This is a genomic window from Fontibacillus panacisegetis, assembly GCF_900102215.1.
Classification (GTDB): Bacteria; Bacillota; Bacilli; order Paenibacillales; family Paenibacillaceae; genus Fontibacillus; species Fontibacillus panacisegetis.
Genome location: NZ_FNBG01000015.1, coordinates 79298 through 103961, shown reverse-complemented (window position 1 = coordinate 103961; position 24664 = coordinate 79298). Strand labels below are relative to the sequence as shown.

Here is a 24664-nt window from a genome sequence, read left to right as displayed (position 1 = left end):
TATCAACCTTTCAAATGTTATTGAGCATCCAGACCATAATTTTTACACAGCGCAGCAAGCCCGCCATTGAATCCGGAACCAATCGCTTGGAATTTCCATTCAGATCCATGTCTATACAGCTCGCAGATTACAACGGCGGTCTCCAGAGAGAATTCCTCACCAAGATCGTACCGGAGAACCTCACGATCTGTAGCTGCATCTACAACACGAACGAATGCATTGGATACATGTCCGAAGTTTTGTTTACGCAATTCAGCTTCATGGATCGTAACTGCGATACCGATTCTCTGGATGTGTTCCGGGATTTTCGTGAAATCGATGATAATCTGCTCATCATCACCATCACCTGCTCCTGTACGATTGTCGCCAGTATGCTCGACTGCACCGTTATAGAGTTTAGCATTATTATAATAGAGAAAGCCTTCTATCCCCTGTACTCTGCCGTCTGCCTGAATCAAAAAGGCGGAAGCATCCAAATCATAATCTGCGCCGGAGTTATATTTATTGATATCCCACCCCAAACCCACAACCACTTTTGTTAGTCCCGGGTTTGTCTTGGTAAGATCGATACGTTGCCCTTTGCTTAAGCTGATTGTCACGATATATACACTCCTTTATGTATCCTCTTGAATTAAAAGACCGTCCGAGTAGACGGTCTTTTATGTGATTGATAGTCAATCAAGCCAGGCCGAAATCCTTAACCAATCCGCCTAGACCATCCTTATAGCCAGCGCCAACTGCGCTAAATTTCCACTCACCGCTATGGCGATACAACTCACCAACAACGATTGCTGTTTCAACAGAGAAATCTTCCCCAAGGTCGTAGCGTACGATTTCTTCACCAGTTGCTTCATTCAAGATGCGAACGTAAGCATTGGAAACTTGGCCGAAGTTTTGGCTTCGTTCCAAACCTTCGTGAATGGTGATGCAGAAAGAAATTTTTTCCGCTTCAGCAGGAACTGTGGCGAGATCCACTTTAACAACTTCATCATCGCCGTCCCCGTCCCCGGTGCGGTTGTCTCCGCTATGTATGACAGATCCATTTGTATTTTGCGGATTATTGTAGAAAATAAAGTCATTTTCCGAAGCTGCCTTGCCGTCTGCTTTCAACAGGAATGCTGAAGCATCTAGGTCGAAGTCCTTGCCGCCGTCATACTTATTTGTATCCCAACCAAGACCGACCAGAACTTTAGTGAGTCCAGGATTTGTTTTGGTCAGATCAATTTTTTGACCTTTAGAAAGATTGATAGCCATGTTTCTAATCCCCTATCATTTTAGATTATTGGTAGCGTTGAGAGAGAATATCGATGTGGGCTGCATGTGCCCCCTCACCGATAGCGTTAAATTTCCACTCGTCGTTATGACGATAAATTTCGCCAACAATCAATGCGGTCATTCCCGCGTAGCTATCAGTAAGATTAAAACGAATGAGTTCCTGATTCTGAACAGAGTTCAACACGCGGATATAGGCAGATTTGATCATTCCGAAATCTTGACCTCGTGATTCGCAGTTGTAGATGTTAACGCACATCAAGATTCGATGAACATCTGCTGGTACTTTGTCGAGGGATATAAGGATCTGTTCGTCATCACCATCACCCTCGCCAGTCAAGTTGTCACCAGTATGTTTTACGGAACCACAAGGGCTCGTCAAGTTGTGGAAACAAACCACGTTTGTCCGCTTCGCCAATCTGCCATTTGCATCAAGCAATATAGCAGAAGCATCACAGTCGATGTTTACACCCGTCTTTTTCTTTCGCCCGAAGAAGCCCACACTTTCTGTTTCAACCGGGTCCCAACCAAGACCAACCGTGATACGTGTAAGACCGGCATTACCCTTCGTTAGATCAATTTTTTGACCTTTTACCAATGAAATAGTCATATATTTACACCCCCCCTCAAATTTCCCTGCAAATCTAATTATGCTATCTTTTCGCAAAATATGCAATTTTTCGACGGTATTTTTTTCCTATTAAACCAGACGAGCCAATAGAAAGATTCAAATTTCAAAAAAATTTTTGAAAGCTCGGACAAAGAAAGAAGCATCACAGAACATAGCATAAAGCCTGTCTGAGATGCTTCTTCGTCCATCGTATTCAATTAAATATATTATCTAGTAAATCAAGTAGTGTTGTAACACGAGGAGTTTTATCTAGTAATTAGAGTCCGAACTCATATAGCGCTAAACCAAAAATATTGCAAATGTCCCTAATTACACCTTTTTCTTGTCCAGCAGCTAAGAATATCCTCGCTTGATGCATTTGATCTGATGCTTTTTACCATTAATTTGTTCTTATTGCAGTAATTCATATGGACACTCTGATTAGGCGTAACCATAAATGGATTCTGCTGATAAACATTAAGTTGATTTAGCAACACGATAATCACCCTAGAGAAAAGACCAGATAGCACATAGCGGCCGTCCAATATTCAACATTTAATTACATTTTTTATGTTAAATCATTCATTTCTAAGTGATTCTGTTACAAAATATCTTACTGATTTAGAAACAAATCCATTTAAGTGTGTGCCGTCAGAATTAGCTATTTCCAGAGTTAGTGAGAACGACATTCCCTCGAAAGCTGCTGCATAAGCCTGATCTTCACAATTCATGAGAATACCCGCACAATGGAATTGCATAATTATTCACAGCATGCATCTTGCAATGTTAGCCATATTCGTTCCACTTAACACACTCCATTCGATTGGCACTACGGCATGAAAGTTGCAAACAACGTATGAAAAATGAAAGCAAAAAAATTGCTTACCCATTAAAAACAACGGTAAGCATTTCTGAATATTCAACTGTATACCTTATGAACCATATTAATTATTGCTTAATGTTGATTACATGAATTAATCTATTGATCTATAATCTATATCTTCGACTTTGTTAAATGTCTCGAGGCGCAGGATATGTTTAATGGTTCGAGGCGCCTCTTCGGGTTGAATGACTTCTACTAGTAATTACCTCTTATAGCTTTTCTATATTCAATATTTTAGTTTGTGATTCATCAATTACTAGTTTTACCTCTAGCCTAACTACTTCATTTAAATCAGTATCTTTGATAAATATATCTAGCAAAACCGCTCCAAATGTTTATTCGTTTTCATTACACCGCCTGGCTTTTCTATTAAGAAATCGCTCAGCAGTATATAATTAACCCGATAAGATAAGCCCTTTATCTCAATATCTGCAAGTGAGTCACTCTCGTAACAGAGATAAGCGTCCACAATTCGGTCGAGAATGCCTCGTAATTCCCTTAACTTCGAGCGCTGCTCATGATTATGCTCGTTCCTCGATACACAATGGAGGATATAACGGTCAATCTCTGAAAAACTCTCTTTAATATTCGTATGGAATCAGTAAAGTTAAAGCCATACGGTCGCTTCTTCAGACGTGGAGAAGGAATGAACCGCATTTGAATGAATAACTACGATGTCACCTTGCTCGGAAGTGTACGTCGTCTCCTCAACGTAGATCGCATCGATCCAGCCTTTTATGACATAGGATATCTCTACACTTAATGCCAGTGCCTCGGGACAAACTGTTCAGCATCCGAGGTGTGAAGTATACTTTTCACTGGTGATTTCTCATCAAGTTTAACGAGCTCATACATGTAATTAATCTCAGGCCAGCTCTCTTGTCAATGCGGATTTTCAGTTTATTAGCAAAAAACCAGTATACCATCCTCAATGCAAATATTATTTTTAACTAAGTCTAAGAGCAGACAGGGCAGGCGATAATTTGGACGGCAATAGCTCTCCTAGGAAAAGCCTTATATTCTTCAGCTTTTGCGAGTAGAGCCATATACTAATGAATCCTATTGAGCTTATATGATGACTTACTTTAAATGAATACCAAAGTGATTCTAATATGCGAATACCTTTACCTTTTTAATGGAGTAAATTGGATTAAATCGGACAACAAGCTCATCCCTTTTTAAGCGTCTGGAACGCACCCAGGATTCCTGATCGAATTCTCCTTCTTCAATGGCGATAAACTCTGCTGCATAGTGGCTGTCGGACAACGGTGTAAATTGAACATCGAAGTTTAATCCTGCAAATATAAATTCATCCTCACTTACTTCAATGACGATTCCTCCACCAGAAATATCCATATTTTCTGAGAACGGCGGATAAGAAATCTTTAAACAATATTTCGAGGTCCGTATAGTGTGACTTGGATAACGATCCTGAAGAAATCCTTGTATCAAAGTTCGCTAATAAGAAAACAGGGTCGCCTAATAAAAGAAACAACCTTGTTTATTATGAATTACAAAAGCTGCCAATAGAAAGCTGAAAACCCTTATGGTAATGTACTATTCTTACTGATCAGTCTCCTTGCAGTTTATTCGGTCATAAAGGTTTAATATCGAATCTTGAATAAAACACGGATCGATCTATTTAAATGTCTAGATGAAGAGACCACAAGCTCTGCCCAAATGTGGCAGAAACTCGAGGTCTCTTATTTTATGTTAACCAAAAAATAATTATAAATTTGGAACTTATACTAAAATATAGGATATAACTTCCGATAATAACGATAGAATACTCATTATTCTGAAAGGAGGTGAAACGTCTTGATATCCAATGTAGGGACCTCATACGTTAACAGACTGGGAATTAACGAACAGACAAGCATCTTTAATAGTACGCAAAAAAACAACAATTTAGATGAAGCGCTTAAGATTGCCTTCAGTGATGCTACACCTAGACAAAAGAAGCAGATGTTTAACAATTTAATGCTCAAAAAACGAGCAAAAAGCTTGGAAGCACAATTTAAGCAACTTTCAGAAAATCAAAAGAATATTAAAAAAGCAGAGGAAGAGAAACGAAACCTAGAAAACAAAAATACAACTAATCATGATGGAGATACCGCATCCATCTCCAAGGAAGCAGTACAACAATTTGAAAAAAGTTCCCTAGTAAATCTATCAAGAACAGAGATTGTTGTATCCAGCGAACCTGTAACTCCATCTGAGACAACACCAGTTTCATAATGCTTGGTATGTTGTCTTCACCCTTGTATGGTTATTCCAAAACAAAGATGAAGGCAACTGCTCTTTTTTAATAATTTGAAATACTTTTATAAAAATCCAAGTTGTTTAATAAGCCATCCGGAACGGAGGAAGCATACACAATGAATTGCTCTTTATTAACAAAAATATAATAGGGAAATTCATTAATTTGATATGCCTCAAAAAACTCCCCATTTACATGTAGTATCTGCAACTTATCGTTTTCTGTATATAAATTTGAATAACGAGAACCTTCTTCTCCTCGGATTAAAACAATAAATTCTAAACTATATGTATTGCTGCTTAGAAATAACTCCAACGAAGGAATACAATGAGGGCAATCTAAATCAATAAATATGAGCAGAAGGCCCCTATCTTCGATCCATTTGCTTAAGTCAATTTTGTGCATATTACTATTTACTACTAATTCAGGAGCTCGTTGATTGAGAAGGCTATAAGCTTTGATCCCCCCAAATTCACTACTAAAAACCTTGGATTGTTTGAGTTGAACAGATAAGTATCTGTATACGCCGAAGGAAGCTATTAAAATTAATATTACCAAGGAAAACTCCACATAGATTTGCATAATTACTATGCTCCCTTTTTTCCGAGAATACTAAAAACTCGCTATTTGCTTTGTACATAGAACACCTTTCTATTATTGCAAAATCATTCCAATTAATGTATAATGATACCATAAATTATATCTTTATGCTACATTAACAATTTTATTTATTTACTTTGGAAAGAGGAGCGGAATGGAGTCATTCAAAGTCTTAGCAAGGGGCGCAGTGTATTCCCTGATAACTGTTTGGTCTATAAACAAAACGTTTCTATTAAAGTCTATTTTCATTAGTGTAGCACTTGGCTTAATTCCATTTATTAGTGTTTGGCTTATGCAAGAATTAGTAAATGAAGTTATTACAGTTATTCAGGAAGGAAAAAGTTACGAAAAAGCTATTTTATATCTAATTTGTCAAATGACTATTATCATTTTGGCCTTTATACTCCAGTTGCTATCACAACTGAGTGTTCAAAAATTAGAAAATATAGCTGGACTAGTTTTAAAAAAAGCTGTACTTACTAAAATAACAAAACTACCACTACTAACCTTTGAAGATCCTGCATTTTATGATAAAAATCTCCGTGTTATAAACAGTCATTCTTACATCGTATCCATGGTTAAGGATTTATTTTCCTTAGGTAGCTATATAATTACAGTCCTGTCATTGGTTATTTATCTTGCGAATATTCATTGGTTTTTGATTTTAATAGTGTTTATATTTTCAATCCCTATTCTATTAATCGATATTAACTTTGGAAATAAACGCTACAATTTAACCCAATTTCTAACTCCTCACCACAGAAGGGAACTTTATATAACTGACTTATTAAATCAGCGTGACTCCGTAAAAGAAGTTCGTCTCTTTGGACTAGGTTTCTACTTAATTGAACAGTGGTCCTTCTATTTCAAATTAAACGCACAGGAAAAATATAAATTGCTGCTTAAACAGAGTAAGTGGGAAGTAATGGGAAGTATTTTAATGACACTTACATATATTGCATCAGGCATATTTATTGTTGGGTTAGTCTCTAAAAAAAAGTTGGAAGTAGGTGTATTTTTAGGTGCATTGCAATCCATTCAAAACATCCAATCGAATTTAATGGAAATTATAAAAATTATTTCAAGTTTATATGAAACGAGCTTGTTTATAAGAGAATTCGAATTGTTCCAACATCAAGAAGAAGTCGAATCTTCATTTCCACGGGCACATTGTAATGCAATATATACTATATCTTTAAAAAATTTGTCGTTTACTTATCCTAATCAACAACAATTGTCCCTAAAAAATATAAATCTATGTATAGAAAAGGGAAAAAAGGTTGTTATCGTCGGAGAAAATGGGTCGGGTAAAACCACTCTAATCAAATGTATTGCCGGTTTATATAAGACTAGCGAACAAATGATATATGTAAATGATGTCCCGTTAGAAGTAGTTGATACTGCATCCTATCAAAAAAGAATTTCTGTATTATTTCAGGATTTTGTTCAATATGAGTTTAGCGTAAAAGACAATATTGGTTTTGGAGATATTGAACGACTAGACAATCATTCTGAAATCACTAATGCCGCTCAAAGCACAGGGATTCACGATCATATTCTCACTTTGCCCGAACAATACAACTCTTTACTTGGTCGTTTTTTTGATGGTGGAAACGAACTTTCTGGTGGTCAATGGCAAAAAGTAGCGATAGCTCGCGCAATATTTAAAAATAGCGATGTAATAATACTCGATGAACCCACGTCGGCCTTAGACTCCCAATCTGAACTGGAAATTATTGAGCATTTATTTAGGGATTCAGAAAAATCCGTTCTAATTATCACACACCGACTAGGAGCTGCCTTTCTTGCCGATCATGTTATTGTCATGAAACATGGAGAAATAGTGGAAGAAGGATCTCATGCAGAATTGCTTAAGCTAAAAGGTGAGTATTCTCGCCTATACCTTGCTCAAACTAAAATGTATGAATCCAAAAAAGAGGTGGTTGTTTGAACGAGTTGATATCGATCACGCAAAATTTATTGGCTGTAGTATTTTTAATGTCCTCTTTAGGAAAAATAACGAATTTCACCCAGCATACACAAATAATAAAAGCATATCGAATAGTTCCAAATCTATTTTTAGTACCTTCCTTAATCGTCTTTTCTCTTTCCGAATTGACTATTAGTTTAACCATTTTTACATTTGGAATTACCATCTATCACACTTATGGAATAGTACTGTTGTTATGCCTATACACATTGGCAATAGCTTTTAATTTATTTAGAGGACATCAGGACATCTCTTGTGGTTGTGGAGGGATTTTAGAGCATGAACGTTTAAACTGGGGACTGGTTTATCGAAATGTGTTATTAATTACTATAGTAATAATTATAGGAATTATTTGTGAAAATATGGTCATAAAAGCAGATGTAATCTCTAAATTCGCACTATTTCTTATATCTATTTCCTTGTACTTAACTATATACATATACAAAAAAATAAATATCATTCGCTCTAAAATTAATTTGTTACTTGAGTTGCTATCTTGAGGTTCTGTTATAGAAAGGATGGTTATATGAGTGATTTTATTGTAATCACAATACTCGTATTGGTTCTGGCTCAATTATATTTAATTTTTTTACTCGCTAGACTTGTAGGGGAGTTTATAAACAAGATCCGGAGTGTCCGAGGAATTACATTATCGGAATTCGAAATAGGAGATCAGGTTCCTTTATTTAGAGAAATCAGTGATAAAAAAGTGAAAGTACTATTAAAAGATTTACTCAGCAAAAAGAAGACTCTGTTGATTTTTATCAACACTACATGTGTTACATGCAAGACGATACTACCAGATATAAATAAAATAGTAGAAAATTTTAATATTAATGTAGTCGTAATTAATGGTGATCGTGATTCTAATGATGAACTAATACTTGAAGCATTACCAACTACTATTACTTACATTCGCTCACCTGAAACAATGGGTGCATACCATGTTTCACAAGTTCCGTACGCCTTTTTAATAAGCCAGGAAGGTACTCTTGAACAGCATGGTCCGTTAAAGAGCTTTAATAATCTCTGGAACTTACTCATTAGTGAAGAGAATTTGATTTTACAAGCGAAGATAACTTCGCTATAAATTAGTATTTTACAATATATTCTATTATTGAAATATATTAATAAAAAAGGTATATTATATTTATTATTACAAAGGAGGTGATTAGTATGGCGTCAAATTTCCTAAATAAGTTGGTCGGAATTCAGCCTGCACTTGCAAGTTGTGTCTTAACTAGAAAAGTAACCACCTGTAGATCTGATGTTTTGTGCGTTATTCAAGGTGTATCAACTTGGGAATATTATGTTGATCGCGATTCAGGGATTCAATGTACTACTCCTACAAAAGTAAAATGCGGTTGCTAATTTTAATGCAGTTGCTTATCATCAATATGGACGATCCAATACATTCATGAAGAATCCGACTTTTGCACAATCATTTAGCAGATTCATTTTTTACCTGTTTATTTCGTTTCTTACATCATCAATAATAATAAAACAAGCGATCAATCGAGTTACAAGGTTTAACCGCCTTCTCGATGATCGCTTGTTTGTAGTGACCACACTTAGCCACATTTCTTAAAGAAGAAAATATACTTATTGTTTAAATTTTACGAACACTTACTATACCCGCAATTACTGCAAGTCTTACAACCCTCAACATTGATCAACGAAGCCGAGCCGCAGGATGGGCACAGGTCACGAGAAGTTACTGCTGCGCTGCCATGATCGTGAGTTCCGTGTGAATCCGAGCTTACATGATCATCATGATGCGCTATTGTCGCTGCAACAGGTGCTGGATCATGATCATCGTATTGGTTGTTTTGAATATGAGTTTCCAGCGCTTTCGCTACTGCGTCAGCGATTGATTCTACACGGTTAGGACCAAAGCCGATTGCACCGGAACCGCCGATTCCTTTTAAGTGCTTGATGAGCAGCTCTGCCTTCTGACCATGGTCTCCGTAACGTAGGAACAAGGAGCAGACACGACCGAGCGCTTCAGCCATCGCGAACACATCAGAACCTGCTTTACCTACGTTCAGGAATATTTCACTTGGAACACCGTTCAAATCATTGATTGTAATGTATGCCATACCGAATGGCGTATTGATTTTATAAGTTGCACCGCGAAGAACCTGTGGACGTTTCTTATACTGCTTGTCGAACACAGCTTTATCCTTGGCACTGACGGATACAGACAATGTCTTATCCAGATCATCCAGAGATTCTTTTTCTTCGTTCGAAGGAGCATCAGCATCCGTGCTCTTCACTTCAGCTTTATCTTCCTTTTTCTCTGTTTGAAGAACTTGAGTATCACGGCTGCCATCACGATAGATCGTTACACCTTTACATCCCAAATCAAATGCCAACTCATACAGACGTTTTGTCTCTTCAACTGTGAAATCAGCAGGGCAGTTTGCCGTTTTAGAAATCGAGCTGTCTACCCAGCGTTGAATCGCAGCTTGAGCGCGAATATGATCCTCAGCAGAGAGATCCATCGCTGTTATGAAATAGTCTGGCAAGGATTCGCCTGGATGGCTGTCCAGCCATTCTTGGGCAATCGGTACAAACTGTTCATCGAAGCCAAGACGACTTTGACGATAATATTTGAAGGCAAAATACGGTTCAATCCCTGTAGATGTGCCTACCATCGTACCTGTGCTACCTGTTGGAGCCTGAGTAATAATTGTAACGTTACGAACACCTTTTTCTTGAATCGCTTCTCCAACCTCAGGATATACCTCTGTCATCACCTTCATAAATCCACTTTGCAAATATTTATCTGCCTCAAAAGCCGGGAATGAACCCTTCTCTTCTGCAATTTCAGCGGAAGCAAGGTACGCTTCTTTCGCGATGAAGCCATACAATTTATCAAGGAATTCCAGTGATTCCGGGCTGCCGTAACGGATTTTCAGCTTGATCATCAGCTCAGCAAGTCCCATCGTTCCGAGACCTACGCGGCGTTCTTTCTTCTGGTTTCTCTCATTTTCTTCAAAATGATACGGCGTTCTGCTAATGACATTATCCAGGAAACGCACAGAGTAATGAGTTGTTGTCGCTAGCTCATCCCAAGCCACATCATTGTTCTCTTCATCATAGAACTTGGACAGGTTCATCGCAGACAAGTTGCAGACGCCCCAACCTGGCAGACCTTGTTCCCCACAAGGATTTGTACAAATGATCGGATTGAAATACCAGCTATTCGACATTTGATTGTAGTATTCCATGAACACAACGCCTGGTTCAGCAGACTTCCAAGCTGATTCAATGATCGTATGCCATATTTCACGTGCTTTAACCGTCCGGTAGTGAACAACTCTACGTCCATCTGCCTTCCATTTGTCCAAATCGCCGTCCCATACTTCGTTGTAATCCTCATATGTTGTATCCGGGAATACAAGCTCCCAGTCCAAATCTTCTTTAACAGCTTTCATAAAGCCATTGCTGACGCAAACAGACAAGTTCGCATTAGTCACTTGACCCATCGTTTGTTTTACCGTAATAAAATCAAGCACATCCGGATGCCAATCATTAATCATGAGCATAAGCGCACCACGACGGCTGCCGCCTTGTTCAATCAGGCCAGTTGTATAACTGAACAATCCGCCCCATGATACTGCACCACTGGAGGAACCGTTCACGCCTTTAACGATTGCCCGGCGAGGGCGCAACGAACTCAGGTTAATACCAACTCCGCCACCACGAGCCATAATTTCCGTCATTTCCGACAGAGTTTCCATAATGCCGCCACGGCTGTCTTTTGGCGAAGGAATAACATAGCAGTTGAACAGAGTCAGCTCATCACTCGCACCAGCACCTGCGGCAATACGACCGCCTGGAACAAGCTTCCAATCGTCCAGAATGGAACGGAACTTGCCCTCCCACTCCTTCTGAAGCTCGGGCGTTTCTTCTACAGAAGAAATCGCCTTGGCGAGGCGATCCCACATTTCCTCTGGCGTTTTCTCGATATTCAGCGTCAGCTTCTCCACATCGGTCTCTACGAGCTCACCGCGACGAGTTTTTACCGTTGCATTACGTCCCTCGCGAGCAACGATTTCACCGACTTCCTTAGTAGGAAATTTAGGATCATCCTTGGTTAATACGAGAACAACATCTCCAACCTTCGCATGACTAGGATCTGCATCCTTCCACGCATACCGGTCTAAAAAGATTTTCTCGCTGAGGCCTTCAAGGCGCTGTTTTTGCACTGTATTCAAAGAAACACCCTCCTATAAAAAATATGTCCACAAAAAAAATGTCGATTACAGCGAGCATCTGGAGGCGCTCAATTAACCGAAAATAAGGCCATCCACGTCGTTTTGTACCGCTCTGCAATCGATAAGCATAAAGTATGATTTATTCCTACAATATGTATAATCACAACATATTGTGTACGTTTAACATTATACTATACAATATCTCGTTATGATAGCAATTGAGCATGAAATTTTAGCCACAAAAATCATATTATCCTGCATGATCACAGTTTTTCTCCAAATCCCTCTTTATTTCGACAGCCCTCCATGAAACACAGCTGAAATATTTCCATATCCCTTCATTACAAGCTTCTCAAGTTATGAACTTTCTCTTTTTCGTCCATACTACTTCTACGTCTGTTTCTTTGTCATTATTAAGGGAGGTTATATCATCGTGCATCCTCATCCCCCGAATTCTGGCGACAACTCCGCCAATTGCTCCAGTACCACACCAGTACCGATTGTATTTCAGAATGGCTGGTACGAGGATCTGGACAATCGTCTGAACAAAGGTGGTCCATGGGACGACTGGAATCTGTTCAATCTTGCATCCCAAGCCGAAAGCGCTACCTTGGTTACAAGCTTTGAAGAAATGTTGTGTATGAAGCATTTGCAGAGTGTAATTCCACTGCCCCATCAGACGGAGACGGCCAGAAAAGTATTGTTCGAAATGCGCGGTCGCGCCATTCTCGCAGATGAGGTTGGATTAGGCAAGACGATAGAAGCCGGGCTCATTCTTAAGGAATATTTTGTTCGCGGTCTCGTCCGCAAAGCGCTCATTCTCGTTCCTGCTTCTCTTGTACTGCAATGGGTACGTGAGCTGAACCAAAAATTTGGAATTCCCGCCGTCGCGCAAAAAAAAGAACACTCGTGGCACAACGATGTTGTTGTTGCTTCCATCGATACGGCCAAACGTGATCCACATCGAGATATTTTACTTAAAAATGAATACGATATGGTCATTGTTGATGAAGCGCATAAGCTGAAAAACAAAAAAACGACGAACTACCAATTTATGCTGGGACTGCGCAAAAAATATTGCCTCCTACTAACTGCAACCCCTGTTCAGAATGATCTGAGTGAGCTGTTCAACCTGATTTCCCTGCTCAAGCCGGGCCAATTGGGCGGCCAAAACGATTTTGCATCCAACTTCGTCGTTGATAAGCGTGTACCTAAGAACGAAGAACAGCTTAAAGGTGAGCTATCCAAAATAATGATACGCAACCGCCGCGGTGACGGTGAACTTGATTTTACTAAACGAATTGTTAAGAACATTCATGTAGAACTTTCACCCGAAGAGAAAAAGCTATATGACGGTGTCACCTCATTTGTTAAAGATCAATATCAGGCAGCTGGCGGTGACATAAGCAGCATGCTTTCTCTCGTAACCCTGCAAAGAGAGGTTTGCAGCAGCCGTGACGCTGTCTTCGTTACTTTAGTGAACTTGTCCAAGAAACTCGCACCGGATTCTCCCCTGCGGGATAAAATTTGGGAGCTGGTCGACATTATCCGGACCATAACAGCGAACAGCAAGGCTGAAAAGGCTATGGAGCTTATTTCAGGCATGGAGGATAAAGTCATTATTTTTACCGAATACCGTGCTACTCAGGAATACTTGTTGAAATACTTGAAAGACAGGGGCATGATCGCTGTTCCTTATCGAGGCGGCATGAACCGTGGGAAAAAGGATTGGATGATGGATCTGTTCCGCGGCAGAGCCCAGGTCATGATCGCAACAGAAGCAGGCGGTGAAGGCATTAACCTGCAGTTTTGCCATCATATGATTAACTTCGATCTTCCATGGAACCCGATGCGGGTCGAGCAGCGAATTGGTCGTGTCCATCGTCTTGGGCAGAAAAATGACGTAAAAATCTACAACCTGTCTACTAAGGGAACGATCGAGGAGCATATCCTTCATTTACTGCATGAAAAAATCAACATGTTCGAAATGGTTATCGGTCAGCTTGACGTTATTCTCGAGCGTTTTGAGAAGAACGGTGCTCTGGAAAAAAACATCGAAAAGAGCATTTACAAAATCATTCTGGAGTCTGCAAATGAAGAGGAGCTTGCATCCAAGGTAGAATCTTTAGGTCAATCTCTAAACTCCATTCAAGCAGAGTTAACACATGATGAGCAGAACCAAGATGGAGAAAGTGGTCTCAAGCAAATATTAGGAGGGTGATGGCATGAGTATGACTAAAGAGCAAATTCAGCAGTATGTCATGACCTATCTGGAGACTACAGAGTGTCAAATTATCGAGAAGTCTCCACATCACGTTACAGTCAAGCTATCCTCAAGAGCAGATCGCGATTTGACCAACCGCCCGTATTACTGGGGTTTTATCGATCGAACCGGTGCAGAACCGGAGACGATGAGCTTTTCTTTTATTTTTGATCCAGAGCAGCATAAACGGCTTGCCAAACAACAGGAATCCAGTGGGGACAACAATAATGACAACAAGGAAGATACTATCCTCGGCCGCCATTTCGGCGCTGTTCGACCCCTGCCCACTCTCGGTCCTGGACGAATTCAGCAAGAAGATCTAGTGTTTGGCAGCCCAAGGCTCAAACAAATATTTTCCGCAGCAAGACAAGGCGGTCGCTGCGTGTATCTATTTGAGAATCCAGGCCAAAAACAACGTTTGACTCTGATCTCTGCGGCATACGAGCCTTGGCTCGGCGTATGTTTCAAAATCGAGTTCTGGTGTGATATGAAGCGTGAGGAGCTTCATTTCTTTGGGGTCTCCTTGCTGACAGGGCTGATCGATGAATCTTTTGCATCAAGGCTACAAGGAATCACACTGCAGCCTCGTATGCCAGAGAATGTTCACATTGAGCCCACTCGAGTAACTCTTTCAGAAGGTAAAGCTTTCCTTGAGGGTCTGGTCTGCAACAAGCTTGCTGGTTATGATCATAGCTGGGCCGAACAAGCCAGAGATCGGTTGAATGATGAACTTGCCCTCATCGATTCCTATTACAGTGATCTGCTAAAGGAAGAAGATGAAGAACTGCGGACCTTTAATCATGAGCAATACGAAGCCAGACGCGGAGAAATACGCTGGCAATACGAGCCGAGAATTGTCGTATCCGCCGTAAACTACGGCATCTTTCATCTACGTTCGCCAAGGTAACAATCTGACGACTGTTATCGCTAAAAGACCGCAAAAATAGAATCATACTGGTCACAGTCAGCACGACATGATGCAACACTCTTTTTATCCAGTGTTCGTTACAATGGACAAGTCCAGCCTGACCAGAAATGAAAAGAAGGTGAATCTATTATGAGTATTCGAACTAAATCCTCTGTAATGGCAACCTTTTTACTGTTCACCAGCGTCTTGTTTCCGTCAATATCGCTAGCAGCATCCCATTTTTCCACTAGCCCGAATACGATCAAATATTCCATCTTGTCAAGAGCAGGAATTAAAGAAGATACTGCACCGGAAGAGCTTCGTAAGTTCGCGGCAACAGTCATTCAGGAACTAGCACAGCAGCCGCCTTTTACGGCTTGGAGCGAAGCCATAACAACGATCGAGCCACTCGGTCCTGGTACTCATAGCTGGCTTGTTACCATTCAGGATCGTGAAACAAATTCCACCAGCTTCCCTTCTGGTTACCTGATCATTTCCATGACAGAGGCCGGAGAATATAAATTGATCGAATACGGTATGGGTCCCGATTCCGTTTACGCCATATCTACACTGGAAAGCGCGCTTAAGAATGCGGGACTTTCCTTGAGCAATAATAACAATTTAGAAATCGTCCCGGTATACAGCGGACCTGTTCTTGCCGAATGGGCCATCATTCGGGCGGGAACATCGCAAGTGGAACATTATCTCGATGCTCAAACCGGAGAGCTTTTGCCAGAGAATGAATCAAGCTGGAAGCTTCAAGCCTCCCGTTACGTTCCTCCGGTAAAAGCGGCAGGGAGCAGTTCAACCCATCCAGAATACCTTGCCGGAGAAGAAATGTCTCATCTGAGTCCTGACCAGCTCGTCCACACCTCAGATAGCTTTGATCCTTACGACAACATCTTATGGATGGTCGAAAACGCCATGAATGTCAAATTTGAATCTTTCGAGAATGTTCTTGTAAAGCATAAAAGGCTCATATTTGTTTCTTCCAGCCAAGATCGCACCTATTCCGCCCCATTACCTGTTTTTGGATATCAAAAATGGTCTTTAAACGACGATTCCACACTTTATATCATGAGCGGCTCTGAGTCTTCTCCTCGTTTTATTTCTTTACAAGCCCTGACTGACTCAGGTAAATTTATCAAATACAAATAACAAACAAGCGATCATCTTGTCGGAAAATCGATAAGAGCGATCGCTTTATTTATACCGTTCAAGTTATAATTTCTTCTTCCCTTTGCGAGGAATCCGCTCTACCCAAAGAGAGATCGAGAATGGAATGAGTCCAAACCATCGATTAACCCACGGCTCCCTGTACTTTACTCGTTCTTTACGGACTTCACGCGGTGTCTCTACGTAGTCAACCACTCTTTCGGTTATATATTTAACCAGTTCATCGCCCTTCGCCATGCACGTTTCCCCCCTTTTTACTTAAGTGTGCACCGATTTGCCGCTTCGTAAACAGCGGAGCAAAAAGACGCATGAATTGTCTCCATTTCGTTCAAGCTATATTAGGAAAAGAAGCCTTGAGAGGTGAGATGATGAAACGACGACAGCTTCCTGCATTGTTAATAGCCGTTACAATGGCTTTCCATGTGTTCTGCACCCCTGCACTTGCTTCTGAATTGCCAGAGGACAGAGATCTCCGGCATGCTTTCCCCGAACCGGTCATACTTATTGATGTCGGTCATGGAGGCATTGATGGCGGAACCTCCTATGGCGACATTCTGGAGAAGGACATTAACTTGGCAATCGGGCGTAGACTGTATATGGTACTGAGAAGTCATGGATACCGAGCTATACTTAATCGTACAGACGATTATGCCTTGAGTGACGATAATCGCTGGCTTAAGAATCGTTCAAGACATATTCGTGATTTGGCCCAGCGTAAAGAATTGAGCGAACATATTCCCGCCTCCTTAGTTGTCAGTATCCATGTCAACTGGGGACGCAATAAATCAAAACGCGGTCCGTTGGTTCTTCATCAGAACGAGGGCCGGAGTGCACTGCTTGCTCATTCGCTTCAACGTTCACTTGGACAGCTGTACAACAGCAACAGCTTAAAATATCCAGAGCTGGGAAAACCCTTCTATCTGTTGAATCATATCGATTCTCCAGCGGTTATCGTTGAAGCAGGCTTTCTCAGCAATGCGGAAGATCGGGCGATGTTAACTAATCATCGAGAACAACAAAAAATCGCTGAGGCCATCTACTCGGGAATTCTGGAATACTTCACTGTTTCTTGATTCTGCTTCCACGTGCTGCTCTCATTAAAAACACCACACCTCCTGGCTTTGGCATAAGAGATGTGGTGTTTGTTCTTGCTATCTATGGAAGATTAATGCCCGATCCCGGAGCAAAATCGAAATCCTTCCTTTGGTCCCGAGCAAACTCCGAAATACCGACAAAGGTAATTCCCTTTAACTGAAACTCCGGAATCATTTCTTTTAATACTTTAGCGGTTTTGTCGCCTTTCACCCCAACATGTCCAATAGTTACGCATTTACCACGCTGCTCAAGCAATTCTTCTATCTTGTGAAACTGTCCAGCAATGTGACGCTCTGTATGAACATCATCAAGAAAAATGTCATTATGCAGCTCTGGCAATCCCTTTTCACTGGCAAGATCCCCTGCCACTGACCAGTAATTTGTCTTGCTATCTACAAAAAACAAGCCTCGTTCACGGCATACATCCAGAATAACTGACATAATCCTTTTGTCGCCTGTTATTTTGGAGCCCATGTGATTGTTAATACCTACGGCAAAAGGGACATTATCAATCGCCTCTTCCACCTTCTTCCGAACTTCTTCGTCCTTCATACTGGAGAGAATAGCTCCTGGACCCAACCATTGTGGTTTTCCCTGTTTCGGTTCAAGCGGCAGATGAATCAGCACATCATGTCCCCGTTCGTGTGCATTTCGCGCATCTTGCTCTGATGATGGCAAAAAAGGCATGACCGCTACCGTTAGCTTTACAGGCATTGCGAGAATCTCGTCAGTACCTTTCATCTGATTTCCCAGATCATCAATGATAACTGCAAGTCTTTTTTGGGATTGGGCATTTGGCTGCTTCAACTCATTCGGAGGAGCATCAGCAGAAACTATAACCGAATCGCTCCAACCTCCTGCGGCCAGCAGCAACAATCCGCTCAATAGCCACCTCAGTACTCTGAGCTTTCGCAAATCGCGTATCATCATATGCAGCTCCTTTGCCAGCTAATTGTATTTTATCCGTTTCGCTTCATTCACACTCTACTCTGCTTCCAGTCTCTTCTTCTTACACTCGTAGTCCATGCAAAATCCGCCATAAAAATCAGCAACAGTAATGGCCCCGCGTACGCCCAAACGGATTGTATTTTCAAAAAAATTTGCGATAGCAATGGTTGAAGACCATAGAGACACAAAAGCGATAAAGCCCCCCAATAAAGGGAAAATCGCATACATATATGACCATGAACTTGTCCCACATATCCACTGTAGTCCCACCACTGCCGTCCAAAGCATGCCTTCAGTAAATATCCGCTGACGAACTCAACCACTGTTGGAACGATCATACACAGTATAATCACCGCAGTCATTCGAGCCCCCGGTTGTCTTAACATACTCTCTTCTACATCAATTAACAGCAGCAATATAACAGGAGCAAAGCCATACATCGGTTTATAAGGTCCTAGTAGAAACCCCTCTTTCCAGAACACCCCACTCGTAAAATAACTGTACACATTTTCAAGAACCCAGCCAAGGAGCGAGTACACAAGGAAATAATACAATGCTTCATCCAGTGACATATCAAACTCAGTCCCTCCATCAGTAGTAGATGCCATAGAGATCATCCTCACTATTATCTTCTCTCCCGTAAGCAATTATGAATCGATGATCAACTTGAAAGACCTGAATATATGTTATTTTAAAGACGAACCGAAATCTGTAATCTTTAACTTGATATCGAAAGTCACTGGTATCTGGCTGAATTCCTCATCCCAATGATCCTTTACTTTTTTCCATACATGCGGATGTTGGATGCTCAGACATTCTCCAAAGCCTGCCACATCAACTTTATATTTGGACTGCATTTTCCACATCAGACTATCGATCATTTGGGACAACCTCTTCTCGAAAATCTTCTCCGCCTCCTCCATAAACTGAGCTTTCGATGGATCATTTTTGATGTCCCAGTTTTCTGTAAACCGACCTTGAGATTGAATATCTACATGAAAGGAAATATCATCCCCCTGCACCTTGGCCTTCATTTTACTTTTCATGGATTTGATCTCATAAATAACTGGCACATTTTTTTCCGTGTAGCTTTTTATAGCTCCTCCCTGGACTTCCCCCTTTATCCAAGAAATACTTTCTACATCCGGTTGATCCAAAGACCCAATCCAGTTACCTGTCTCTCCTTTTATGATTCCTGCACCAGCAAATTCAAGATCTTTTTTCGTTGAGATAATATTTTGCAGAACAAAACTTCGCTTCGAATTCATTAAAGCATCCAATTGAGACAAGTTAACGCCTTTCATTACTTTGCTGGTTCTATAATGATTACGCAGCATGCCCTGGATACGAAATGCCGAAACCTCGCCCGGACGACTCGCCTCCAAAACATCCATCGCCTTGCCTTCGCTTAAAAATACTGTACAGCTTGGACGAATATCATTATCTCGAAGCACAAAATCAAGGATTTGATCCATACTTTGCTTCTGAGCCAGCTTAGTAGAAATAATGATGACCTTGAGATGGTGACCAATTACCATACGCTCCAGACGAACGGAATACTGGCGTAAAATCTCCAGCAGGGAATCCCCGGTCTCGGATATGTTTAGATATTGAGCAGTGTGCCCTTTATCCGATTTTGACTTGCTTCCAAAAGAATTAACCGGAACAATCTGTATTGTAGCTGTGATCAGATTTTTTCTGGGATAAGAGCCTCCTTGCTTGTTCAAATCTTGCTCTGTTTCTGTTGGTTCACCTTCATCCAGCGCCAAACCGCCATATAAGCTCAAATCTTCAATTTCAAAGCTGCTCCAGCATCCTGTTTGTGTTAGAAGCACTCCCATTATGAGCATTAAATTCAAAAGCTGACGCCTACACATCCTGCTTCAATCCTTTCTTTCTAATTATGTAGATGACAGATAGCATCCCGGGTATTAATACAAACATTATGATTCCCATGACTCCGATGGCATCACCGAGATTGAACACGTCATTTATACGTTTAGGAATCATGGATGTGAGAAAAATCAACGGCATTAATCCAAAAAAGACAGAAGGAGCTTTAAGGCCGAACACCTGCGAAATACCTAATGAAGCGTTAAAATAAAAGCTGATGAAATTGCAAAACATTTGCATCAACCAAATGACCAAAAAGGGAAATTCAAATCGTTCAAAAAATAAACCTGCCACTTCAAAGCTTCTTAAAAGGTCAAGTGTAGGCCAGGTACTTCTTAAGACACCGTCTGTAGATAACCCCCCTATTACCATTACTACAGTCAACAGATACAGTACAATTGGAATGGAGATGCCTGTAACTACTGCTTTGACAGCCTGCTCCGGATGCTGCATATGGGCAACCAGGTTCATAATCACTTCAAATCCGGTAAAAATAAGAATCGTAGATTTCAGCCCCTTAATGACGGGAAGTATACCTTCACCAAGAAAAGGACGCAAATGATCGATATCAAATATCCTTACGCTAAGAAAATAAGACAAAAGCAGAATCAGGATGCTAATAGGAAAAACAATCTGATACACCCGCGCGATCGAGTTAATCCCTCCAAATATCAAATAAGCCCCTACCCAAATAAATGAAATGATAATCGCCCAAACAGGAGTTCCTTCTAACAAATAAAACAGAGTTACTTCAGCCATTACCCGGGCTTCAAAACCGGCAATAATTATAAAATAAATGATCAACAGCAGACATAGGACGGCTGCCGGAATTGTTCCAACGATTCGTTTGGAATATTGAAATACAGTATTGCTCGGAAATTGTTGGCTTAATTTCACCATAAGGATTGCAAGCAGAATGATCATTACTCCCCCTAGCAAAACAGATATCCATGCATCCGGGGTTTGCACTACATTCGTAACACTTCGGGGTAAAGTCAAAATGCCGGCTCCCAATACCGTATTGGTTAGAAATATTGAGGTTTGTGATGTTGAGATTTTGTCATCAGAACGTATAAACAAACTTGTCCCTCCTAGTTCGAACAGCTATGATCTGCGTTTCTTTTGTTGAGTCTTCATCATGTCAGGTCTTTGTTTCATTAATGGCAAGGGTGCACGAAGAAACAAATCCTTCCAATCATTTATGCGGAATGGTGAAATAGGTGTAACATAGGGAACACCAAAGCTTTTCAGCTTCGTCAGATGACTACAGATCAACAAGAAAAACAAGACCGTTCCGTACATTCCCAGTGTGCCTGCAAATAACATCCCGACAAAACGTAAAATTCGCAAGGTTATGCCTGCACTAAACATAGGTATAGAAAACGAAGATATAGCGGTAAACGCCACCACAATAACTAAAAATGGACTGACAATTCCTGCCTGTACCGACGCTTCACCGATAATAAGGCCTCCAACAATGCCCATCGCAGGCCCAATTGGTTTTGGCAGTCTGATCCCTGCTTCTCGCAAAATCTCTAAGGAGATTGCCAATATCAAACCTTCAATCGTAGCAGGAAATGGAACTCCCTGCCTTGCCTCGATAATCGAAATGGCCAGCTCAGTTGGAATCAATCCAGGATGGAAGGAAATGAATGAAATATACAGCGCGGGAGCCATCAGTGCCATAAAAGCGGCAAAAAACCGCAAAATACGCAACAGTGTTCCCGGAATCCATCTCTCATAATAGTCCTCAGGCGATTGCAGCAGCATGCTAAAGGTTACCGGAACAATTAAAGCAAACGGCGTGCCATCCAGTAAGATCGCAATTCGTCCCTCCAATAGAGCACTAATGACACGATCCGGTCGTTCTGTATTTTGTCCCTGCTGAAATGGACTTAAAATATTATCTTCAATTAATTGCTCCACATAACCCGATTCTGCGAAATAATCCATATCCATCTTTGAAATTCGTTGTTTTACTTCCTCAAGCAGATCCAGATTCACAATATCCTTCATATAAGCAACAACTAGATTCCTTTTGAGATAGTTCCCGACTTCGTACATAGTCATTTCCAGATTTTCAGTACGCCCTTGACGCCGTAGTATGGCAGTATTCTCACTTAACACTTCAGTGAAACCGATCCTTGGTCCACGAATCAGAGCCTCCGAGGTAGGCTCCGTGATGGATCTTGTTTTTTCATTCGGCATGCTCATAACTAATGCGTTTGGCATCCCTTCAATAAATAAAGCAATATGACCGTTCAGAATGGATTGATTCAGATCTCTTATATCTACTACCTCTTTTATTTCACAAACAGGAAGCAGCTTTTGTTTCATGTAAGCAGATAGCTCAGAATTAGAGGGCAAGCTCTTGTTGTCTTTAGAATCTTTCTCTGCATTCATCATCAGAATTTGCAAAACCTGTGTGTTGATATGCTCCGCCGCCTGCATTCCGGCAACAAAGATCAGAGTTGCCCCGACCTCATATCCACCCATGATGAATTCCCGAAAATGAACATCACAATTGTTGCCTATCGCTTGCTTGATTAACTCCACATCAGACTTATAATCCCCTGCTAATTTGCTGCCGGAGGTCTCACCTGAAGAATCCGTGGACAATGCTCTTTTCTCCGTAGAATTCTGCTCCTTAATCATTGAATGAAGAGATCGAAACGAATAACAGATTATTATCGGAATCAACAACGTCAACCCCGCCTGCATAAATGTTGTCCAATCAGGAATATAAGATACGAATTGTGACCACATACTAATCATCCCTAACTCAATTTACTGGTTTTTATACTACCCGGAAATTCACATTTGAATGCAGCATGGTTAAAATCTGTATAATAAAAAGGTTTATAAAACGGCTGCCAGAGCCATTTTATAAACCTTTCAATCTTCAAAGCCAGTTGTTGCAAAAATAATTAGTGTCATGATAGTATACCAATCAATGGACTGTATAAATTAACCCACAAATCACAATCAATAACAATCCATATTTCTTACTGAAATACAAGAGGTGAGTAAATGCTTAAAGTAAACCGAGATGACAAACGTCCCATTTGGCAGCAGCTTCTGGACCAATCGATTCACAATATTACAACTGGAAAATGGCCGCCGGGCGAATTGCTGCTCCCATCTCGCGAACTCGCTCCATTGATTGGCGTTTCCCGTTCGACCATACAGATTGTTTACGAGGAGTTATTCAGCCGCGGGTACACCGTCACCTCTCGTCGCGGCGGGACAAGAGTAAGTGAATGGATAGATGTGACTCGCCCTTCGGAGGATGCAGCGATACAAGGACCCGTTCCTCCCGAATTACCTTTATTAAACGCTGCAATCGGTCATTTGCACAGTTGGTTCGGAGACAAAGAAAACAGAAAAGCAGAGATCGATTTCAGTCCCCATGAGCCTTATCTGGACGAACATTTTCAAAAGAATTGGAGGCAATCATTTTTACAAGCCTCCACAGCAACAGACCTGGACCGTTGGGCTTACGGTGACGCCTATGGATTCCTGCCCTTACGGGAACAGATTCAACGTTTTTTATCACTTGAACGGGGCGTTCATGTGGATATCGATCAAATCATATTAACTTCAGGTGCACAACATAGCATCGATTTGATCGCCCAAGCCCTTTTACATGAAGGAGAAACGGTTTCGGTTGAAGACCCCGGCTTCCCTGCTGCCTGGATGGCGATGAAGTATCGGCGTATGCAGGTTGTATCCGTTCCTGTCGACGAGTACGGGCTATGCGTAGACCACATTCATCCCGGGTCCAAACTTGTGTATGTTACACCCTCGCATCAATGTGCGGTTGGAGTAATTATGTCGGAACCTCGCAGGCAACAATTGATACACATGGCTGCCGGGCAGCGGTTCTGGATTGTTGAGGATGACTACGACAGCGAATTTCGATATCGTGGTGATCCAATTCCTACCTTGTTCAGTCAGCGACCTCAAAACACATTGTATATGATGAGCTTTTCTAAAATGATTGCTCCTGGTATACGGATATCGGCAATTATTGGTCCCAAAGAGGCCATTCGTCAGCTTGCCCAAGTCCAGGAATTAACCTATCGTCATCTTCCGATTATGGAGCAATTAACGCTTACTCATTTTATTGAGCATGGTCATTTCATGCGCCATATGAGACGAGTTCGAAATGTATATCGGCGCAGACACGAGGCCATGACCAAGGCCATCAACACGACGGGTCTGAGTGAACGCTTCACACTTAGCGGTGTAGAAACAGGGTTGCACATGCTTCTTGAAGCTGATAGCTCGTTTGATGAAGAAGCAGTGACGAACCTGGCGCTCGAAAAAGGAATCCGTATTTATCCGCTTAGCAACTATTGTTTGGAAAGTGATCGAAAAGGATGGATACTGGGTTTTGCAAAAGTAGATGAAACAACCATTGAAGAAGGTATTAATCATCTAGCGAAGATATCCCTTAGTTGACAATGACAGATATTTAAGCGGCTATGTTCGGTGATATCAGATCACAACCGCGCATCGAAGAGGATGTTGTTCTCTTGTCT

Annotated in this window: 21 protein-coding genes; 9 read left to right on the top strand and 12 right to left on the bottom strand. The window is 41.1% G+C overall.

Annotated elements, in window-relative coordinates; genetic code table 11:
- Positions 1-17: 17 nt before the first annotated feature.
- The 4 genes from BLS49_RS13910 to BLS49_RS13895 form a co-directional block, all read right to left on the bottom strand.
- Positions 18-599, bottom strand: coding sequence for a TerD family protein (locus tag BLS49_RS13910; protein WP_091231440.1), 582 nt, complete (start codon positions 597-599; stop codon positions 18-20).
- 79 nt (positions 600-678) lie between these two features.
- Positions 679-1254 (bottom strand): TerD family protein, encoded by a 576-nt coding sequence (locus BLS49_RS13905; protein WP_091231439.1) that lies wholly within the window; start codon positions 1252-1254, stop codon positions 679-681.
- Between the two features lie 25 nt (positions 1255-1279).
- Positions 1280-1882 carry a TerD family protein gene (locus BLS49_RS13900; RefSeq protein WP_091231436.1) on the bottom strand — a complete coding sequence of 201 codons (603 nt, stop codon included), beginning with the start codon at positions 1880-1882 and terminating at the stop codon, positions 1280-1282.
- Positions 1883-3872: 1990 nt separating this feature from the next.
- Positions 3873-4217: a DUF5597 domain-containing protein gene (locus BLS49_RS13895; RefSeq protein ID WP_175471412.1), complete on the bottom strand. Its 345-nt coding sequence runs from the start codon at positions 4215-4217 to the stop codon at positions 3873-3875.
- 366 nt (positions 4218-4583) lie between these two features.
- Between BLS49_RS13895 and BLS49_RS13890 the strand changes: the two genes are divergently transcribed.
- Positions 4584-5003, top strand: a complete 420-nt coding sequence (locus tag BLS49_RS13890) for a hypothetical protein (protein ID WP_091231432.1) — start codon at positions 4584-4586, stop codon at positions 5001-5003.
- A gap of 67 nt (positions 5004-5070) precedes the next feature.
- Here BLS49_RS13890 and BLS49_RS13885 read toward each other — a convergent pair whose 3' ends face one another.
- Positions 5071-5607: a hypothetical protein gene (locus BLS49_RS13885; protein ID WP_091231426.1), complete on the bottom strand. Its 537-nt coding sequence runs from the start codon at positions 5605-5607 to the stop codon at positions 5071-5073.
- 172 nt (positions 5608-5779) lie between these two features.
- Here BLS49_RS13885 and BLS49_RS13880 point away from each other — a divergent pair, with 172 nt between their 5' ends.
- From BLS49_RS13880 to BLS49_RS13870, 3 genes are read left to right on the top strand one after another with little or no spacing between them, the layout of a single operon-like run.
- Positions 5780-7576, top strand: coding sequence for an ABC transporter ATP-binding protein (locus tag BLS49_RS13880; protein WP_091231422.1), 1797 nt, complete (start codon positions 5780-5782; stop codon positions 7574-7576).
- The gene (locus tag BLS49_RS25790) at positions 7573-8115 is read left to right on the top strand and encodes a MauE/DoxX family redox-associated membrane protein (protein ID WP_091231418.1); all 543 of its coding nucleotides are present in this window, start codon (positions 7573-7575) and stop codon (positions 8113-8115) included. The genes BLS49_RS13880 and BLS49_RS25790 overlap by 4 nt, the downstream gene beginning before the upstream one ends.
- Before the next feature lie 26 nt (positions 8116-8141).
- Entirely contained in the window at positions 8142-8705 is a 564-nt protein-coding gene (locus BLS49_RS13870) for a redoxin domain-containing protein (RefSeq protein WP_091231415.1), read from the top strand.
- Between the two features lie 526 nt (positions 8706-9231).
- Here the strand turns inward: BLS49_RS13870 and BLS49_RS13860 are convergent.
- Positions 9232-11838 (bottom strand): adenosylcobalamin-dependent ribonucleoside-diphosphate reductase, encoded by a 2607-nt coding sequence (locus BLS49_RS13860; RefSeq protein WP_091231409.1) that lies wholly within the window; start codon positions 11836-11838, stop codon positions 9232-9234.
- Between the two features lie 433 nt (positions 11839-12271).
- Here BLS49_RS13860 and BLS49_RS13855 point away from each other — a divergent pair, with 433 nt between their 5' ends.
- The 3 genes from BLS49_RS13855 (at position 12272) to BLS49_RS13845 (ending at position 16166) form a co-directional block, all read left to right on the top strand.
- Entirely contained in the window at positions 12272-14059 is a 1788-nt protein-coding gene (locus tag BLS49_RS13855; RefSeq protein WP_175471411.1) for a DEAD/DEAH box helicase, read from the top strand.
- A gap of 4 nt (positions 14060-14063) precedes the next feature.
- Positions 14064-15008: a YqhG family protein gene (locus BLS49_RS13850; protein WP_091231403.1), complete on the top strand. Its 945-nt coding sequence runs from the start codon at positions 14064-14066 to the stop codon at positions 15006-15008.
- A gap of 150 nt (positions 15009-15158) precedes the next feature.
- Positions 15159-16166 (top strand): hypothetical protein, encoded by a 1008-nt coding sequence (locus BLS49_RS13845; RefSeq protein WP_091231400.1) that lies wholly within the window; start codon positions 15159-15161, stop codon positions 16164-16166.
- 63 nt (positions 16167-16229) lie between these two features.
- Here the strand turns inward: BLS49_RS13845 and BLS49_RS13840 are convergent, their stop codons facing one another.
- Entirely contained in the window at positions 16230-16421 is a 192-nt protein-coding gene (locus tag BLS49_RS13840; protein ID WP_091231397.1) for a YqzE family protein, read from the bottom strand.
- 131 nt (positions 16422-16552) lie between these two features.
- Here BLS49_RS13840 and BLS49_RS13835 point away from each other — a divergent pair, with 131 nt between their 5' ends.
- A complete protein-coding gene (locus tag BLS49_RS13835; RefSeq protein WP_091231495.1) occupies positions 16553-17257 on the top strand; it encodes an N-acetylmuramoyl-L-alanine amidase family protein in 705 nt (234 codons plus the stop codon).
- An 82-nt stretch (positions 17258-17339) separates the two neighbouring features.
- On the opposite strand, the gene BLS49_RS13830 is transcribed toward BLS49_RS13835, so the two are convergent.
- The 5 genes from BLS49_RS13830 to BLS49_RS13810 form a co-directional block, all read right to left on the bottom strand.
- Positions 17340-18206 (bottom strand): divergent polysaccharide deacetylase family protein, encoded by an 867-nt coding sequence (locus BLS49_RS13830; protein WP_425432150.1) that lies wholly within the window; start codon positions 18204-18206, stop codon positions 17340-17342.
- 50 nt (positions 18207-18256) lie between these two features.
- On the bottom strand, positions 18257-18835 hold the full coding sequence (locus BLS49_RS13825) for a putative ABC transporter permease (protein ID WP_245742405.1): 579 nt from the start codon (positions 18833-18835) through the stop codon (positions 18257-18259).
- Between the two features lie 78 nt (positions 18836-18913).
- Positions 18914-20104: a Ger(x)C family spore germination protein gene (locus BLS49_RS13820; protein WP_091231391.1), complete on the bottom strand. Its 1191-nt coding sequence runs from the start codon at positions 20102-20104 to the stop codon at positions 18914-18916.
- Positions 20097-21200, bottom strand: a complete 1104-nt coding sequence (locus BLS49_RS13815) for a GerAB/ArcD/ProY family transporter (protein ID WP_091231386.1) — start codon at positions 21198-21200, stop codon at positions 20097-20099. The genes BLS49_RS13820 and BLS49_RS13815 overlap by 8 nt, the downstream gene beginning before the upstream one ends.
- A 24-nt stretch (positions 21201-21224) precedes the next feature.
- On the bottom strand, positions 21225-22886 hold the full coding sequence (locus tag BLS49_RS13810) for a spore germination protein (protein WP_091231384.1): 1662 nt from the start codon (positions 22884-22886) through the stop codon (positions 21225-21227).
- 264 nt (positions 22887-23150) lie between these two features.
- Between BLS49_RS13810 and pdxR the strand changes: the two genes are divergently transcribed.
- Positions 23151-24584, top strand: a complete 1434-nt coding sequence (gene pdxR / locus BLS49_RS13805; protein WP_091231381.1) for a MocR-like pyridoxine biosynthesis transcription factor PdxR — start codon at positions 23151-23153, stop codon at positions 24582-24584.
- Positions 24585-24664: the final 80 nt, after the last annotated feature.